The sequence below is a fragment of the Paenibacillus dendritiformis genome (assembly GCF_945605565.1).
Taxonomy (GTDB): domain Bacteria; phylum Bacillota; class Bacilli; order Paenibacillales; family Paenibacillaceae; genus Paenibacillus_B; species Paenibacillus_B dendritiformis_A.
In genome coordinates this window covers 1,996,619-2,014,225 of the sequence record NZ_OX216966.1, presented here as the reverse complement: position 1 = coordinate 2,014,225, position 17,607 = coordinate 1,996,619, and the positions used below count along the sequence as shown (strand labels likewise).

General features: G+C 57.4%; 16 protein-coding genes. 3 read left to right on the top strand and 13 right to left on the bottom strand.

Annotated elements, in window-relative coordinates:
• Positions 1-18 precede the first annotated feature (18 nt).
• Both NNL35_RS08630 and NNL35_RS08625 read right to left on the bottom strand, forming a co-directional pair.
• Positions 19-1,158, bottom strand: a complete 1,140-nt coding sequence (locus NNL35_RS08630; protein ID WP_040731430.1) for a PP2C family protein-serine/threonine phosphatase — start codon at positions 1,156-1,158, stop codon at positions 19-21.
• 178 nt (positions 1,159-1,336) lie between these two features.
• Positions 1,337-1,945: a DUF948 domain-containing protein gene (locus NNL35_RS08625; RefSeq protein WP_006677149.1), complete on the bottom strand. Its 609-nt coding sequence runs from the start codon at positions 1,943-1,945 to the stop codon at positions 1,337-1,339.
• A 245-nt stretch (positions 1,946-2,190) separates the two neighbouring features.
• Here NNL35_RS08625 and NNL35_RS08620 point away from each other — a divergent pair, with 245 nt between their 5' ends.
• The gene (locus tag NNL35_RS08620) at positions 2,191-2,352 is read left to right on the top strand and encodes a DUF1328 family protein (protein ID WP_006677150.1); all 162 of its coding nucleotides are present in this window, start codon (positions 2,191-2,193) and stop codon (positions 2,350-2,352) included.
• Between the two features lie 140 nt (positions 2,353-2,492).
• Here NNL35_RS08620 and NNL35_RS08615 read toward each other — a convergent pair whose 3' ends face one another.
• Together NNL35_RS08615 and NNL35_RS08610 are read right to left on the bottom strand one after the other, a co-directional pair.
• A complete protein-coding gene (locus NNL35_RS08615) occupies positions 2,493-3,887 on the bottom strand; it encodes an L-cystine transporter (RefSeq protein ID WP_006677151.1) in 1,395 nt (464 codons plus the stop codon).
• A gap of 150 nt (positions 3,888-4,037) precedes the next feature.
• A complete protein-coding gene (locus NNL35_RS08610) occupies positions 4,038-4,616 on the bottom strand; it encodes a hypothetical protein (protein ID WP_006677152.1) in 579 nt (192 codons plus the stop codon).
• Positions 4,617-4,782: 166 nt separating this feature from the next.
• Between NNL35_RS08610 and NNL35_RS08605 the strand changes: the two genes are divergently transcribed.
• Entirely contained in the window at positions 4,783-5,439 is a 657-nt protein-coding gene (locus NNL35_RS08605; RefSeq protein ID WP_006677153.1) for a hypothetical protein, read from the top strand.
• A gap of 59 nt (positions 5,440-5,498) precedes the next feature.
• On the opposite strand, the gene NNL35_RS08600 is transcribed toward NNL35_RS08605, so the two are convergent.
• The 4 genes from NNL35_RS08600 to NNL35_RS08585 all read right to left on the bottom strand — a co-directional run bounded on the left by NNL35_RS08600 (position 5,499) and on the right by NNL35_RS08585 (position 9,836).
• Entirely contained in the window at positions 5,499-6,752 is a 1,254-nt protein-coding gene (locus tag NNL35_RS08600; protein WP_006677154.1) for an anaerobic sulfatase maturase, read from the bottom strand.
• Between the two features lie 145 nt (positions 6,753-6,897).
• Positions 6,898-8,319 carry a glycan biosynthesis hexose transferase WsfD gene (wsfD, locus tag NNL35_RS08595; RefSeq protein WP_006677155.1) on the bottom strand — a complete coding sequence of 474 codons (1,422 nt, stop codon included), beginning with the start codon at positions 8,317-8,319 and terminating at the stop codon, positions 6,898-6,900.
• Positions 8,320-8,361: 42 nt separating this feature from the next.
• Positions 8,362-8,838 (bottom strand): GtrA family protein, encoded by a 477-nt coding sequence (locus tag NNL35_RS08590; protein ID WP_006677156.1) that lies wholly within the window; start codon positions 8,836-8,838, stop codon positions 8,362-8,364.
• Positions 8,835-9,836 carry a glycosyltransferase family 2 protein gene (locus NNL35_RS08585; protein ID WP_254553312.1) on the bottom strand — a complete coding sequence of 334 codons (1,002 nt, stop codon included), beginning with the start codon at positions 9,834-9,836 and terminating at the stop codon, positions 8,835-8,837. Before NNL35_RS08585 ends, NNL35_RS08590 begins: the two co-directional genes overlap by 4 nt.
• A gap of 541 nt (positions 9,837-10,377) precedes the next feature.
• On the opposite strand from NNL35_RS08585, the gene NNL35_RS08580 reads away from it, so the two are divergent.
• Positions 10,378-11,670: a family 8 glycosyl hydrolase gene (locus NNL35_RS08580; protein ID WP_254553311.1), complete on the top strand. Its 1,293-nt coding sequence runs from the start codon at positions 10,378-10,380 to the stop codon at positions 11,668-11,670.
• 882 nt (positions 11,671-12,552) lie between these two features.
• On the opposite strand, the gene NNL35_RS08575 is transcribed toward NNL35_RS08580, so the two are convergent.
• The 5 genes from NNL35_RS08575 to NNL35_RS08555 form a co-directional block, all read right to left on the bottom strand.
• The gene (locus NNL35_RS08575) at positions 12,553-13,254 is read right to left on the bottom strand and encodes an AroM family protein (RefSeq protein ID WP_006677159.1); all 702 of its coding nucleotides are present in this window, start codon (positions 13,252-13,254) and stop codon (positions 12,553-12,555) included.
• Positions 13,255-13,318: 64 nt separating this feature from the next.
• Positions 13,319-14,263 (bottom strand): DUF1177 domain-containing protein, encoded by a 945-nt coding sequence (locus NNL35_RS08570; RefSeq protein WP_006677160.1) that lies wholly within the window; start codon positions 14,261-14,263, stop codon positions 13,319-13,321.
• 102 nt (positions 14,264-14,365) lie between these two features.
• Positions 14,366-15,331 (bottom strand): ABC transporter ATP-binding protein, encoded by a 966-nt coding sequence (locus tag NNL35_RS08565; RefSeq protein WP_006677161.1) that lies wholly within the window; start codon positions 15,329-15,331, stop codon positions 14,366-14,368.
• On the bottom strand, positions 15,328-16,308 hold the full coding sequence (locus NNL35_RS08560; RefSeq protein ID WP_006677162.1) for an ABC transporter ATP-binding protein: 981 nt from the start codon (positions 16,306-16,308) through the stop codon (positions 15,328-15,330). Before NNL35_RS08560 ends, NNL35_RS08565 begins: the two co-directional genes overlap by 4 nt.
• A gap of 1 nt (position 16,309) precedes the next feature.
• Positions 16,310-17,569, bottom strand: a complete 1,260-nt coding sequence (locus NNL35_RS08555; protein WP_006677163.1) for a M20 family metallopeptidase — start codon at positions 17,567-17,569, stop codon at positions 16,310-16,312.
• Positions 17,570-17,607: the final 38 nt, after the last annotated feature.

Sequence of the window (17,607 nt, the reverse complement as noted above, 5' to 3'; positions counted from 1 at the left end):
CGCCTGCTCCCCCTCTGTCTAATGAATATCGACCCATACGAGGCATTTGTCGTCCTCGCTCTCTTCTCCCGGCGGGTGGAGCAGTTCGTCCCAGGCTCGGCTCTTCAAGGACTGCTCCTGCGTCAGCAGCGTTCCTATCCGCTCCATCGCGCTCTCCACGGTTGCCCCTGCCGATTCCAGCAGCCCATCGGTATACAGCGCGATTCTCGCCCGCGAGTCGAATCTCAGCGCATGGGTATCCACTTCCAGATCGGGGAACATGCCGACAGGATAGCCTGTCGACTCCAGCGTCACCATCCGGCCGTCCTCCATCATGACGATTCCCGGCGGGTGGCCCGCATTGGCATATTGGATCGTGCGTTCATTCGTATCCACGACGACATAGAGCGCCGTCATATAATACAGCATCAGATTCCCGTTCATATGAAGCTGGTGGAACTTCGTGTTCAACCGCTTCAGCACCATGTCCGGCTGCTCGGTCTGCACCACCGCGTCCCTCAGGACCGAGGCGATGAACATGCACAGCAGCGCGGAGGAGACGCCATGCCCCATCATGTCGATAATCATGATGCCGTACCGGCCTTCTCCCAGCTTGAACCAGGCGTACAGGTCTCCAGCCAGCTCCTCGGACGGCTGATAGAGGGCATCTATCGTAATCCGCTCATCGGAGAGCGGCTCCGTCAGCACCGAGGTCTGCACCCGGGCGGCGAGCCGCAGCTCCTCCCGGATATGGCGGTCGCGTTCCTTATGCCAGTCCTTCTCCTGCTTCAAGCGGAGGGCCAGCCGGATACGGGCGAGCAGCTCGATGCGGTTAATCGGCTTCGTCACGTAGTCGGCCGCTCCCGCGTCCAGCGCCTCGGCCAGCATATGCGAATCTCCGATCGCCGTCACGATAATGATCGGAATATCCCGCAGCTCGGAATACTGCTGAATGGTCCGGCACGCTTCCAGCCCGTCAATCTCGGGCATCATCATATCCAGCAAAATGAGATCAATGTCCGGCACATAGAGCGGACCTACCGGTCCTTCCAGGCCTAGCACCTCGTACATTTCCCGCGCGGAAGCGGCAGACTGCACCCCCGTATAGCCCGCCTTGCGAAGGATCTCCCGAATCAGCATGACATTGGTCGGATTATCGTCGACAACAAGTACGTTCAACATCCTTCTCCTCCCCTCAATCGACAGCATTCCACTGCCCGAACACTTACAAATCTCTACCTTCCAATATAACGGAAACGATGCTGCTTTCGCACCCCTTTTTATGGTACAGGATCCAGTCGCGTTCCCGTTCAGATCGGAAAAGCCGGCTAACGTAACCGTTAGTCCGGCTGGATAACTAGCTTCGTTGTCTCCACAGCTGCCATGCGCGAATCCCGAGATCGACCCAGGCCTTCCAATCGTCCCCGCCCTGCTTCGCCGGCGCTCCCGGTTGCGGGTGCTCTGCGGCTGCGGGCGCGAGCGGCAGCGCGGAAGCGGCGCTTGCTCCGGTCGCTCCGTCCTGCACCGGAGAAGCGGCTTGTCCGCCTGGAGCCGGGCTGTCCGCATAAGAGCCGACCGTGTTCGCCGGCTGGCTTCCCGGTGCCGGCCCGTCCTGGCGCTTCTTCTCGAAGCGGCTCGCCGCTTTGCGGACGCCGCTGACGAAGCCGACCGAGATTTGCTTCGCGGCCAGCGTCAATTCATTCAAGGCTTCTCCGGCATTCTGGACCGAATCGGCCACAGGCTCAATCTTCTTCAATTGTCCCTGCAATTCCTCGGTCATGTGATTGGCATTCCGCGCGATCGCCTGCAGATCCCCGCTCAGCATATGTACGGTCTGCTGCACATCCTCCAGCGTTCTTGACGCCTTGTCGAGCGACTGCTTGGCCGACCGCAGCGTCTGAATCAGGAAGACGACCAATACGGCAAAGGCCAGCGCCGCGATCAGCGCGCTGATTTCAACGAGCATAACATCTCCGCCTTTCTCTCTCTGTATAAATGTGAACCCAATCATCTATTTGCAAAACGGATGTGCATGTTGCCATGAAATCATCCATTTAGTACCCGTCTGCCCCGCTTCTGAAACAGTTATCTTTAGTTGTTTCATTCCAAGTGGAGACCGGTTATTCATCCTTAACTTCACACTGGATCCACCGGCCGGTGAGCATCCATGCATTCATCAGACCCATTAACCAGCCAAAGGAGTGGAAACCGATGTTAAGATGGTCCGTCATCTTTTTAATTATCGCGATCATAGCCGGGATATTCGGGTTTTTCGGCATTGTGGAGGCCGCGGCATCCATTGCCAAAATCCTGTTCTTCCTGTTCCTGATTCTGTTCATCATCTCCCTGTTCACGGGACGAAGAACGCCATAGCCCTTGCAGCATGCAGTCCGCATCTGCCCTGCAATGCAACAAAGGACGCCTTCCGACGAAGAAGGCGTCCTTTGTATTGTATCGCATTTGCGGGCAAAAAGGTGTGAAAGCTTGTTCATATTTTCCATGGGGATCATCCGCTATATGTCCTCGCGATGCGGCTGGCGCTCCTCATTGAACCGCTTCCGGTTCCATTGGCCGAGCCAGCGGGAGGACAGGACGCCCGCGGTCATCGAGCCGTTCACGTTCAAGGCCGTCCGCCCCATGTCAATCAGCGGCTCGACGCTAATCAGGAGTCCCGCCAGCGCGACCGGCAAGTTCATCGAGGACAGCACGATCAGCGCGGCGAAGGTCGCTCCTCCCCCGACCCCGGCGACGCCGAATGAGCTGATGGCCACGACCGCAACCAATTGCAGCAGAAATCCAAGGTTGTACGGATCGATGCCGGCGCTCGGGGCGATCATGACGGCCAGCATCGCCGGATAGATGCCGGCGCAGCCGTTCTGCCCCATCGAGGCGCCGAACGAGGCGCTGAAGTTGGCGAAGCTCTCCGGCACACCGAGCCGATTGACCTGCATCTCGACGTTGATCGGAATCGAGCCTGCGCTGGTGCGGGAGGTGAACGCGAAGACGAGCGCCGGCAGCGCCCCGGTCACATACCGGATCGGCGAGATGCCGGACAGCGCCATGAGCAGCAGATGCAGACAGAACATGATGACGATCGCCACATATGAAGCGATGACGAATTTCCCCAGCTTCCATATTTCCGAGGGCGCCGTCGTGGCGACCACGACGGCCATCAGCGTCAGCACGCCATAAGGGGTCAGCCTCAGCACTAACGTTACCATCCGCATGACGACGGCATGCAGCGCGTCGATGATGGTCATGAAAGCGGCCCCTGTGTCCGGCTTCTTGCGCATCACGCCAAGCGCGGCGACGCCGACGAAGGCCGCGAAGATGACGACGGCGATCGTCGAGGTCCGCCGCTCTCCCGTCATATCAAGGAACGGATTGGCCGGAATGAATTCAATAATTTGCTGCGGCAGCGTCATCTCGCTGACTTCCCCCAGCTTGCTGTCCAAATAATTGCCGCGCTCAATCTCCTCCTTGCCCGCTTCAATCTCGAACGAGGACAACTGAAAGACGAGGGCCGTGACGATGCCGACAACGGCGGCCACGGCTGTCGTGCCGATCAAGATGCCGATGATGGAGGCGCTCATCTTGCCTACCCCCGCCTTGGCCTTCACATGAATGATGGCGGAGATGATCGATACGATAATGAGCGGCATGATGACCATTTGCAGCAGCCGCACATAGCCGACACCGACGATCTCGAACCAGTCGGCCGCCTGCTCCACAATGGCGCTGTTCGGGCCATGAAGCGACTGCAGCACTGCCCCGTATACAATTCCGAGACCAAGACCCGCGAATACCCGCTTCGTAAAAGAGACATGCTTGCGCTGCATGCGGTACAGCAGCGCCACCAGGCCGAGCATAACGATGGCGTGAAGAGCTACCCACCATCCGACTGTCATCTACATCACTCCTCTGTCCTGGTTCAAATCGCTGGAGCAGCCGTTTGCCGGTCCCCTGCGTTTTTATTACTGCCCAATTCGGGAACAGTTATCCAGTGCAGGCAAGTGATGCATTCGAGGACGCCTTCATTGGATGGCGCGCGGGTATGTCTACCTGGTCAAGGACAGCCCCAGCTTCATTACCCAGCCGTCGGCGTAGAAGTCGAACTTCTTGACCTTCACCCAATCCGGCAGTTCTGTCGCGATCGGGAATTCCATCGGCTTCAGGTTCAGCCACGACTCCGGAATCTCCCAGCCCTTCATGCGCACCGACTGCGGAATCGCACGCACGGTCTGCTGCTCCGGGTTCCATTCCATATCATAGAGAATGTTCGCTTCGGCCCGGATGCCCGGGAACGGCTCCATCTGCACCTGCGCCTCGAGGCCGCCCGGCTGCAGATGAATCCGCATGCCGTCCAGCTTCCACAATTTCATATACGATCGGTACGGCTCTGTCTTCTGCATCCCTTGAACCGCCAGCGCATTGATCTCGTCCTCATTCAGCTCCAAGGACAAGGAACGGTTCTTCACCATCTGCTCCAGCTTGCCGAGGATCGATACCTCGACGTGGCCAGGCCACCCAATCTTGTCTGCCGGCCGAATATAGAATATGACAGCAACGCTTGCGATAATCACGAATAAGATCAGGAAGGCAATCGTTCTCCCCAGCCATTTCCATCTTTTTTTCATGCAATCTCCTCCCTCTCCTACTATTTAACCAGCGGGAAGGCCCTGTTTCAAATCGAATTGCCCACGGTTACATAGTGTACAAGCAAGTGTGAGATAGACGGCGGCCCGTATATCTCATCGCTGTAAACCATACCATTGTATAACCATGAGAGAGGAGAATTCAATGATGAAGAAATTATCGGCAATATTGGCATTGGCCTCAGCCCTAAGTGCCTTCTCGGCGACAGCGGCATGGGCCGCGGATTCTGAGGGACACGCGGTTCAAGGGACGGTCGGGAAGCCGACGAAGCAAGTCGATCTCGATGAGTCCGTCCCGTTCTACACGTTTCCGGGCGGGAAGCGGATGGGGGCACTGGGGCCCCAGATCGTCAATATTGAAGAATCGGTCGTGGATAAAGACAACCGGACCTGGCACAGAGCATTGACCTGGATCGGATACGGCTACTTCAAGGATCCGAACGCTTCCTACAAGACGATCGACCTGCCCGACAAAACGGTTTTCTACGATAAAGTTAACGGCGAGCGGCTTGGAGTGCTCAGCCGCCAGACCGTAAACGTAATCAATGAAGATGTCGACGACTCCGGGTTCGTCTGGTATCAGCTTCACACTTACAAGGGCAAGGCCTGGGTCATCTCCCCAAGCCAGGAGAAGCAGAAGGCGAAGCTGACGGAGAAGACTGCGTTGTATGATCAAGTCAATGGCCGCAAGGCAGGCGCGCTCTCCCCGCAGACGGTGAACGTGTCAGAGGTTCGCTACGACGGGAATAACCAGCGCTGGGGCAAGGTGTTCACCTGGAAAGGCGACTTGTGGATCAAGTGGTAACATACATAGGAGGCGATGCCATCCGGGCATCGCCTCTTGTACTTGAAAATGCGGGCACGCTATGGGAGCAGCGGCCCGCAGCATTGCTTGAACTTGCGTCCGCTGCCGCATACGCAAGGTTGATTGCGGCCGGGCAGCGGGCGGCCGCTCCCCCGGAGCCGCAGCAGCTCCTGCAGGCGGATCTTCCGGCCGAGCGTGGCAATGCGCTCCCCTGCATGCGCGTACAGCATCCGGTAGCTCTCGCAGAAATAGTCGGTATGGCCTTCCCATAAGCCGTCCCGGCCGATCCGGTTGCGGGGGCAGCCGCCATGGCAGTAGCGCCAATATTCGCATGCGCGGCAAGCGTCCGGCACATCCTTCTTCATCTGATGGAATTGCCGCCAGCTCGGATGGCGGGACAAGGAGGCCAGCCGGTCGGTGCCGACGTTGCCGAGCCGGTAGCGGTCGTGCAGGAAGAAATCGCACGGATAGGCATCCCCGTTCGGCTCCAGCACGAGCGCCGAGGGGCAGGATTCGCGATGAGTGCACATTTCCGGCTCCAGGCCCAATTCGGCCTGAAGGACATTGTCGAACATGCGGACGGAGAAAAGCGGCTCCCCACCGTTGTACCATTTATCGAAAGCTTCACATAGAAATTGTCCGTACAGCTCCGGCGTGATCGTATAGATGCCGGGCGCGTCCACGTTCTGAGAGCGGAAATCCATGCACGGTATGAACTGAACATGCGTAAACCGCTCCGCCGCGAAGAAATCCATCAGCGCGGCCGCCTCGCCCACATTGTCCTCGTGGATGACGGTCAATATATTATAGTCCACGCCTGCCTTGCGCAAATGTTCGATTCCGCGCATGACGGCTTGGTAGGAGCCGGCTCCCGATCCGGTGACGCGATGCTTGTCGTGAATCGGCTGCGGACCGTCCAGACTGACGCCGATCAGGAAGGCATATTGCTTGAAAAAGGCCGCCCACTCCGCATCGAGCAGGGTGCCGTTCGTCTGCAGCGCATTGCTGATCACCGTGCGCGGCGGCGCATAGGCCGCCTGCAGCCGGACGACCTGCTCGAAGAAGGGCTTGCCGGCGAGCAGCGGTTCCCCTCCTTGCCAGGCAAATGAGGCCACCCCCTGCGATTGCTCCATCCATTGACGGATGAACGTGTCCAGCATATCGTCGTCAATCCGCTGAATCGTGTGGCCGGGCCGTCCCTGGCATGAGCTGTAGTAGCAGTAGTCGCATGCCAGATTGCAATCCTCGGACACGGTCTTCCACATGACACCAGTGAATGGATGGCGGGCGATGTCTCTCACGTCAAGGTTCATAGGCTATGCCCCCTTCATCTGTAGATGTGGCCGGCGTTACCGGCTGTCCCATCTACAATATCCTTATTTTTGAATGATTCGCTAGGAACAAGGTCATATGCCGGCGGGTGCATACGGCCCTTATCGTCATATCGTCTGCACTTCATCAATGCAATTCGGGGGATCGGTCGAAGATTCTGCGAATCTGGGCTATCACCCAGACGACCGATACGATCATCATCATGTCGAAGCTGACGTTGAACAGGAACAAATGCTTGCCCAAATCCGCCTCGCCGTCCCCCACCAGCGGCACCGCCACCGCGATAATCGCAACGAAGCCGATGATCAACGCCGCGTCGACCACATGCTTCGCGTATCGTCTGCGGGTGTACTCCCTGAGCGCCACACCTATATATAGAAGGAAAAAAACGAGATAAAAAGCGAAGCGCTGCGGGAGCAAGTCCTTCTTCGTCTCGCTCCACACGCTGTATGTATAAGACAAAGCGCCCCGAGGCTTGCCGGCCTCTTGCTCGTAATTGCCCAGGTAGTACGGCCGTATCATTGCGGCCTGAGAGGAGGCGGCCTCCAGCTTATCGATCATCCGCCCGGGGTGGCGCAGATAGTATGCGGCCACATCGACATGTCCGAGCCGGGAATAGACATGCTCCGTCAATTCCGGATCGTCCTGCCGGATCGGCACATCCTTCTGGAAGTAATTCGTTCCGGCGAGCGGGGCGAATTTCTCCGGGATGCCCAACTCTGTCAGATCTTGCTCCACATGAGGCGAGTCTTTCAATATTCCGTAAAATATCGTCTGGTACAGGTTAATCTGCTTCAGCTCCTGCGGCGCATTGGCATACATCAATACGGACACGGCCAGTATCGAGGCCGAGCCGGCAATAACCGTGCTTCTCCAGCTCCACTCCGGACGCTTCTGGTAGATCCGGAAGGCGAAGAGGATGAAGATAAGGCCGATCGGCGCATTCTGCAGCTTGGATGCGGATAGAATCAGGATGGAGACGAAGAACAGAACGAGCCAGCCGATGGAAGGCTTGCGCCGCGACGCTAACACGAAGGACGTTCCGGATGCGAGCAGCAGGAAGATAAGGGAGACCGGCTCGCCGAAAAAAGATTGAAAATACGCCACATAGCCAATATCGAAGAAGACAAACAGCAGGCAGAGCGCGACGGTCAACTGCAGCCAGCGCTGTCCGGAACAGGCATGCCGGACAATAAGGAACAGCACCGCCAGCAGCAGGGCGGCATAGATCGCTCCCATCGCTTCCAGCGGGAACGAAGCGGAACTCCATGCCCGCCCGAGCAGCCCGGCCAGGAAGACGAACAGTGCTTGAGATGACCAATAGTTCAAGGAGAAGGGGCCGTAGTCATGGCGCGAGTGGCTGTATCCGAAATATTTTTGTTCATAGGTGAACTTGTCGCTCAGCGGAGCAATGCCGCCGCTGCCCACAATCCGTTCGAAGTCGCCGTTGTTCGCGACTCCGATGAACGGGGGAATGAACAGAATTACGATGAGAATAAGCGCGCCTATTCCCATGGCTCCCCACGTTACCCAGTCTTTCTGCTTCATGCATGAATCACTCTCCCGTGTGGAAATCGCTATGCTTGCTTGCTATTTGACGCCGGCTTCGATAGGCGGGGTGTCGTCCTCCCCGCCGCTGGTCCGGGCGAATGTGATGCCCCGGTGAAGCCGGAACGAGGCGGCGGTATAGATCGCCGCTTCCCCCAATATGGCCGCATACGGCTCCCAAGGCGAGGCCCAAGCGGGCAGCAGGAGGGCTGCCAGGGCAGACATGGCCGGATGCAGCGCCTGATACGCCAGCGCGTAGCAGAGCAGCGCGATGGCGATGAACCGGAGCAAGCTTGCCAGCCATTGCCCCTGGTAGCGGAACGTATAGCGGCGGTTCAAAATATAGCTCATCCCTACGCCGACCGAATTGCCCGCGAATGTCGCATGAAAATGGCTCCATCCGGCATACAGCAGCACATACGCCGTGCCGAGCCCGACCAGCGTGTTCACGGCTCCGACGGCGGCATAGCGGCCGAACAGGCGGTCGCCGCCCCGTACGGCCAGCTTCGCGCCGCTCACTCCGCCCACCCCGTTCCATATGCCCGGATCGGCTGCTCGATCACGGGCTTGTCCGCCAGCACCTGCTCAATAATGTAAGGCGGACGCCGCTTGACCTCGGAATAGATCTTGCCGATGTATTCCCCGACCACCCCCAGGCCGAGCAATTGAACGCTTCCGACGAACCATACGGACAGCATTAGGGAGGTCCATCCGGATACGGTCTGTCCCAGCAGCTTGGACAGGAGGGCGTAGAGGCCCGCCAGCGCGCTTGCGCCCAGGCTGACGAAGCCAAGGGTGGTGACGAACCGCATCGGCTTCATGCTGAATGACGTAATGCCGTCCCAGGCGAACGACAGCATTTTGCGGAGCGGATACTTGGTCACGCCCGCTGCCCGCTCCAGTCTCCGGTAAGGCACGACGGAAGACGGGAAGCCGATAAGCGGCACGATGCCGCGCAGGAACAGATTGGACTCGGGGAACTGGCTCAGGTAGTCGAGAGCACGGCGGCTCATCAGCCGGTAATCGGCATGATTGTAGACAAGCGGAATGCCCATCCGCCGCATCAGCTTATAGAAAAATTCGGCGCTCCACCGCTTGAAATACGTATCGTTATCCCGGTTGTCCCTTACGCCATACACAATATCGCAGCCGTCGCGGAACTGCTCGACGAATTGCCTCACGACGGCGACATCGTCCTGCAGATCGGCGTCAAGGGAGACGACGCAATCGGCAAAATTTTTGGCATACATCAGCCCGGCGAGCAGCGCCTTCTGATGCCCGGCATTGCGGGACAGCTTCAATCCGGCAATCCAGTGATTCCGTTCCCGCTCCTGTACGATGGTCAGCCAGGTCGCATCTCTGCTGCCGTCATCGACCAGCAATATCCGGCTCTCGGCGGAGACGACGCGGTCCTGAACCAAGCGGGACAGGACGCCGGTCAAGGTCTGCATCGTGAGGGGAAGCACCGCCTCTTCGTTATAGCAAGGAACAACCATATACAAAATCGGTGTTGTCATCATAACAGCTTCCTTCGGAGAAGGAATTCAATTCCTCCTTAATTATACAAACATTTTCCATTATATTCTATAACATGAAATCGTTTTTTCAAAATTTAGGGATTTATGTCGTTAATCTTGGTTTTTTCGGACGCAATTTCGGAAAAAAGCGTAACATTTTTAAGGGTCTGTAAGCGCTTTAAATTTCTCTTTTCTTTTTGCCCGGGCCCGTATTATAATTGAAAAAAATGCCTCCTGATTCATGCACGCTCTTGTTTTCGGCCCCAAAAGGTTAAATCGCTTATATTTTCATACATGACCGCAATTGCCTGCTTCGAAATGATGATCTGATCCGCCTGATTTTCAGACATGCATGATTACCTGATTTGTCTGAGTTGCTTGACTTTCCCCTTTCCTCTCGGGCCCAGATGGATTTCCTCATACCTCATTCTGCAATCATGAACTTACCGCCATCGGCATAGGTTAAAGTGAAACCGATTTAATTTTCTTGTATGAAAATTGAGTCGCTTCAACTTTATAAATTGAAAGGAGTCGTATCGCATTGCGAAAGTCAGTAAAATGGTTTCTCTGCCTTACCCTGCTTATCGGTTCGGTTCAGACCCTGTGGGTCATGTCCGAGAAGACGGTGTCTGCCGCGACCGTCAATCGTCCGTTCCCGCAGCACCAATCGTACGCTTCAGGGGTCATTAAGCCGAATAACGTGAGCCAGAGCCAGATGGACAACGAAGTGAAGCGGCTGTACGACGAATGGAAGGCCCGATACTTAAAGAAAAACCCGTATGTCAGCAATCAATATTTCGTTCATTACAACTTAAACGGCGAATCCGATGACGAGTATCCAAATGCCGTCACAACCAGCGAAGCGAATGGATACGGCATGCTCATTACCGCCTATATGGCAGGGCATGACGCCAATGCAAAAACCTATTTTGACGGATTGTACCGCTTCTACAAGGCGCACCCGAGCGAGATTAACTCGAAGCTGATGGCCTGGCAGCAGATCGATAACGGCTCCGCCATCGTGAATAACACGGAGGCCGGATCGGATGCCGCCACCGACGGCGACATGGATATGGCCTATGCGCTCCTGCTGGCCGACAAGCAATGGGGCAGCTCCAGCGGCATCAATTACCGCGCGGAAGCGGTCAACCTCATCAACGCCATCATGCAAAGCGAGGTCAACCAGAAATCGTGGCATCTGAAGCTCGGAGACTGGGCGTCCGATTCGGACTCGAAGTGGGGCAAAGGAACGCGGCCGTCCGACTTTATGCTCAATCATCTCCGCGCCTTCAAGGCAGCGACCGGAGATTCGCGTTGGGACAATGTGCTGAACCAGACCTACACCATCATTCAGCAGCTGTTCTCCGGATATTCGAGTTCAACCGGACTGATGCCTGATTTCGCAACCAAAGAATCCAGCGGCTATAAACCGGCCGTCGGAACCTACCTGGAGACGCCGAATGACGGCAACTACTATTACAACTCCAGCCGGACGCCTTGGAGAATCGCGACCGACTACATTTTGACGGGAGATACCCGCGCCAAGGCGCAGCTCACGAAGCTGAATAGCTGGATCAAGAGCAGCACCAGCAGCAATCCGGCGAATATCCGCGCGGGATATAAGCTGAACGGCAGCCCGCTCGTGTCCTACTATGATCTTCCGTTCTCCACTCCGTTCGCCGTCAGCGCCATGATCGATTCCAGCAATCAGGCATGGCTCAATTCCTTATGGAGCAACACGACCTCGAAGTCGACCAACGGCGACACTTACTTCGGCAACAGCATCCGCCTGCTCAGCCTGATCGTCGTCTCCGGCAACTGGTGGACGCCATAACTTGAACGCATCTTCTAGGGGCTGTCCCATAAAGTAGTTTGCAGCTGCAGGGCGACAGCCCCCCCTTCTTCTTACAGCTCGATTTGCCGAACTTTCTTATCACAGACTCGACTTGCCGAAAAAACTGCGAGAATGCAGTTTTTCCTTGTGACGTTTACTCCGTTACCGGGGTTCCTGCAAAACTGCAGGAATTTTAGCCATAACAATGGATTTCCATTGAAAATTAGGAAAATTGATGCGCTTATGCAGGAATTTCATCAAATAGCGCTCAAATCACGAAAAATCCTGCGCTTTTGCAGGATTTCACTGCCACCTCTCTCTTCCGCATCTTTGCCCGCCGCGGTCTTTACGTCCCAATGTTCCCTGCTGCCCTTCTTGCCCTTCGAGTTGCCCCATCTTACCCTGTAACATGATTAGGGGAACGTCCCTTGTTGTTCTACGGGGGCAGAGTCAAATGTTCGGGCAGAGCCAAGGGTGCAATTTCATGCTTCAGTCCTTCTCTCCTTAGGCCTTAGGCACACTATCCCATCGACTCAGCACCGGGTACAGGCGCTGTTTTCTTCCTTATATCCACTCTCCCATTCGTTCAGAAGTTGCCGAGGGCTCTCCGATCTCCCAGCGGCGGGAGCTTCAACGCTCCCATTATGGCAGCAGGATAGGGATGCCTTGCAACCTATACTTAGAAGTGTAGTTATCACGCACTGCCCGATCAGTCTGAACCGATGGGATAGTGAAGCTAAGGGCGGGAGAAGGAGGTACATCCTCTCCAAAAATAGCGGCCTCAGAGCAGGTAAAGGCCGGCCAAAACTTAAAAACCGCCCGCTGCTTGCATCCGCAAGCAACAGGCGGTTATCATCTGTTAAATTGCCATCGTTCTAACCTTTACTCACACAATTCTGTTATCAGCTTGAACAGCAAGCTGCTCGACAGCAGCGCGAAGCATCCGCTCGCCTCTCTGGCGATCTGTTGATGTTCTAACGTGTATCCCATGCAATCGAGCACGATAATTCCGGCGCCGGCAGCTCTCAGTTCCTGTGCGGCGGCCGCAAGCCGCTCCCGCGTCGCCGTGTAGGGAGAAGCGGCTGCCGTCGTAATCGACGCGCCGAACGCGCCCCATTTCTGGCGCATCTCCTCCGCTTGCTCCGCGAGCGGAATGATCAGTCCAATCTGCGTCCCGCCGGCCAGCTTCGCAATCGCGGGCGTCAGTATCCGTTCCGGTTCAATCAATAAAGCCCGTTCAGCGGCAAGATGCCGGAAGGCGCCGGTGCAGAGCAGAATGATCACTTGGCAGCCCTGCCGCTCGCACTCGTCAATCAAGCGCTGCATTGCTAATTCCGTTTTGGCCGCGGACAAGACGACGGCTTCGCCGTCGGCCAGCCGTGTCGTCAGGACGAATTCGCCCTGTTGCGGGCCAAGCTCGCGCTCGATCTCCGCCACCGCCATGCCATCGAGCACGCCAAGCTGGATGACATCCGCACAAGGCGCCAGCCAGCGCTCAATCAATGGCTGCACATCCGTTCGCGGCGCTTGTCCTATCGTAATGAGACCTATTGTAACGCGTTGCCGGCTGTCGCTTCGTTCCATCCCGGCTGCCTCCTTTCTCTCTTGCGGCGGGGCCTTAAGCCACACGGCGAATGACCTCGCAGGGTTAAGCTTGCACCGTTTTTCCCAACGTCTGCAGCGCATTCATCGGCCCATACAGGTTAAGCATATGCTCGAACTCCTCCTTATTATAGAAGGAACAGACTCCATTCGTGAATTCCTTGGCGACTTCCACCGCGAAGCGCGCGGCGAGCGCGATATCGACTTCATGACTTGCCCCTGTCCCGCAGCCGGGCACTGTCGATTGCGCGGTAATCGCGACGCCGACGACCGGCGCAGCGGTCGTGACGCAAGGCTGCAGGATGCTGTTAATATGATAGAGTCCGTTGCCGTACGGCGTAATGTCCTGCATCGTCACCGGGAACGTGACCGGAAGCTGTCCGGTCGTCATCTCCATGATGCGAAGCAGATCATCGCTGACGCGCAAGATATAGCCTTCCTTCACCGTCGGGGAAATGGCGATTCCTTTATGATTGATGACGCGGTTGCCTTTGGTCGTATCGATGGACAACACCGCTTCCATCTCGTCCAGCACCTCGTATTCGTTCATCGTTGCAATATCCACGGGCGAATCCATGAAATCGACCGGCTCATGCGGCAAGGTAGGCGCGTCCGGGCAGATGTGGGTCGTAATGTATACATCCCCTTGTAACCGGTCGCCCTTCACGCTCATGTCGGCCAGCTTCAATGCGGCCGACAGCGCCGCAATCGCGCCGTCGCCATCGGAGACGAGCCCGATGCGCTGCGGCCGGGCGCCCAAGCCGCCCAGCCGGCCTACGATGCCGAAGCTCGGCGCTTGTCCGCCTCCGTGCTTGCCTTCCGTCCCCGGGATAAGGATGCGGATGAAATCCGTAAATCCCTTCTCGCCATGAACCCGCTGGACGCTCACGTCAGCCAGCGGATAAGGCTTGAACAGCTCCTTCACCGCCTCGCCGGATGTAAATGCATTGTCTACCGCTTCATAGATTCGCAACGTTTGCAGTAAAGCCATGATTCTCTCTTCCTTTCCGCTCGATGTCATAGTTGTCGATATCATAGTTACATTGCAGCGCAACCTGTTTGCCTCGCCCGACCTGCCTTAGACGGGCCTGCCTTAGATATGATGGCAGGCCACCCAATGCCCTTCATCCGCCTCCCGCCATTCCGGCTGGACGGTGCGGCAGCGCTCCGACGCAATCGGGCAGCGAAGATGGAAGGCGCAGCCTTGCGGCGGATTTTTGGCGCTCGGCACTTCGCCGGACAAGACGATGCGCTCCTTCTTCGCCTTCGGGTTCGGTACAGGCACCGCCGACATGAGCGCCTTCGTATAAGGATGGAGCGGATTCGCATACAGCTTCCGCTTCGGCGCCAGCTCGACCATTTTGCCAAGATACATGACGCCGACCCGCGTGCACAGGAACTTCACGACCGATAAATCATGAGAAATGAACATATAGGTCAGCTTCTCTTGCTCTTGCAAATCCTGCATCAGGTTAAGCACCTGCGACTGAATCGATACGTCCAGCGCCGAGACCGGCTCGTCGCAGACGATGAACTTCGGGTTGAGCGCCAGGGCGCGGGCGATGCCGACGCGCTGCCGCTGGCCGCCCGAAAATTCATGCGGAAATCGGTTCGCTTGAAATGCGGACAGTCCTACCCGCTCCATCAGTTCCTGCACGCGCTGCTTCCGATCCGAGGACCGCATCGTCGATTGATGCGTCTGCAGCGGCTCCTCCAGGATGCGCTGAACGGTCCAGCGCGGATTCAGCGACGCGTACGGATCCTGGAAGATCATGCTCATCTCGGGGCGCAGCAGGCGCAGCTCCTTCGGAGAGAGAGCCATAATATTGCGTCCCTGGAACCAGACTTCGCCTTCCGTCGGTTCAATCAGGCGCAAGACGGAGCGGCCTGTCGTCGACTTGCCGCAGCCGGATTCACCGACGATGCCGAAGGTCTCGCCTTCATAGATATCGAAGTTCAAGCCATCCACCGATTTCACGGAGCCGACCTGCTTATTCAGCAGCCCTTTGCGAATCGGATAATGCTTTTTCAGATTGCGAACTTGCAGCAATGCCGTCATCGCGCCACCCCCTTCTCGACGAGCAGACACCGGCAGCGGTGCCCGCCGCCCAGGTCCGTCAGCGCGGGCTGAGCCTGATCGCATGCTTCCGTCCGGTATTTGCAGCGCGGGGCGAAGCGGCAGCCCGGCGGCATCTGCAGCGGACTCGGCACGGTGCCGGGTATCGACTCCAGCCGCTCCTGCTCCCCGGCAAGCTGCGGCAGCGAGGCCAGCAGCCCCTGCGTATACGGATGCTGCGGCGATTCGAAGAGCGTGTCCACATCCGCCTCTTCCACGACCTGCCCCGCGTACATGACGACGACGCGGTGGCACATCTCGGCGACAACCCCGAGGTCGTGGGTAATGAGCAGGATGGACGTCTTCTCTTCCTCCTGCAGCTGCCGCATCAAATCCAAAATTTGCGCTTGTATGGTCACGTCAAGCGCTGTCGTCGGCTCATCCGCGATCAGCACCTCCGGATTGCAGGACATCGCCATCGCGATCATGACCCGCTGGCGCATCCCGCCCGAGAGCTGGTGCGGATATTCCTGCGCCACCGACTCGGGATGCGGAATGCCGACCTTGCGCAGCATGTCGACGGCATGCCGCATCGCTTCCTTGCGCTTCAGCTTCTTATGAAGCTGGATGGACTCGGCCAGTTGATCGCCGATCCGGAACACCGGATTGAGCGAGGTCATCGGCTCCTGGAAGATCATCGCGATCCGGTTGCCGCGAATGGACCTCATTTTCTTTTCCGGGACTTGCAGCAGGTCGTTCCCATGGAACTGAATGCGTCCGCCCTTCACCCGGCCGATTTTCTTCGGGAGAAGCCCCATGATGGACAAGGAAGTGACGCTTTTGCCGCAGCCCGATTCGCCGACAACGCCGAGCGTCTCCCCTTGGTGCACGTGGAAGCTTACGCCGTCCACCGCCTTAAAGACGCCCCCGTTCGTAACAAATTCCGTTTCCAGCTGTTCGACTGCCAGCACCGGTTCCATGTTACTCACCACCCAAGTAGCTGAGCGCCGTCAGCGTGTACACCTTGGCCGCGTCCACCACGTCCTGCACCGGCGCCTTCTCATTGAAGCCGTGAATGGTGGACAGCTCGGCAGGGCCGTATTGCAGCACCGGAATGCCGGCACGGCGGAAATGCCGCGCATCGCTGGATGCCCATTGCAGGACGCCGTAGCCTTCTTCCTGCTTCACGTCGCAGATATGCTGCACGAGTTCCTCCACGATCGGGTCCGTCGGCGGCGTCCAGTTCGCCAGCCCCTGGAAGCCTTCCGGATGAAGCTCTGTCTCGATGCCGATAGCGGACAGCAGCTGCTTCGCCTCAGCCAGCACCTGGGCCGGCTCGACGCCGAACGGAAGGCGCGTATCGACGCTGACCGTGCAGCGGTCAGGCACGACGTTCGTCTTCGTTCCACCTTCGATCAAGCCGACATTGACCGACACGCGATCGATGATGGCGGAGAAATCGGCATTTTCTTTTTCCGCGATATAACGCTTCGTCACTTCGATAATATCCTTCACTTCCTCTGGCAGCTCGACCGGATACTGATGCAGCTGCTGCAGCGCCTGAACGGCTGCGGCCGCCTTCATAATTGCATTGTCCCCGAGGATAGGGGACAGGCTGCCGTGGCCCGGCGTGCCTGTCACCGTGAAGTTGAACCAGCAGCTACCCTTCTGCCCGATCGTCGGATGAAGCGGATGCGACGGCTCGGCGATAACCGCCGCCGTGCCATGAATCAGCTTCCGATCGAACACCCACGGTACGCCGAGATGCCCGCCGGTCTCTTCATCCGGCACGATAAGCAGCGATAGTCTGCCTTTGAGCGGAATCTGCAGCTCCTTCAGCAGCTTGACGCTGAAGATGAGCCCGGCCAGGCCGCATTTCATGTCGCTGGCCCCGCGTCCGAGCACATAGCCGTCCCGCACTTCGCCGGAGAACGGATCGAAGTCCCAGCGGGAGCGGTCGCCTGCCGGCACGACATCGGTATGGCCGCAATAGATCAAATGGCGTTCCGATGCCGATTCATCGCCAATCGTAGCAATGAGATTGAGCATGTTGTCACCAGCGTCATACACCTTGGTCTCGATGCCAACCTCGGCCAAGTAGTCGATAATGAACTGACTGATGTCACGCGAGTCTCCAGGCGGATTTTCCGTCGGGAATTGAATCAGCTTCGAGCATAATCCCAGCAATTCGTCCTGGCGTTGTTCCACTTCGTCTATCCAGCGTTGCTTCCATTCGTTCACCGTAATCCCCTCCTGTATCCATATCCATTGCGATCGTT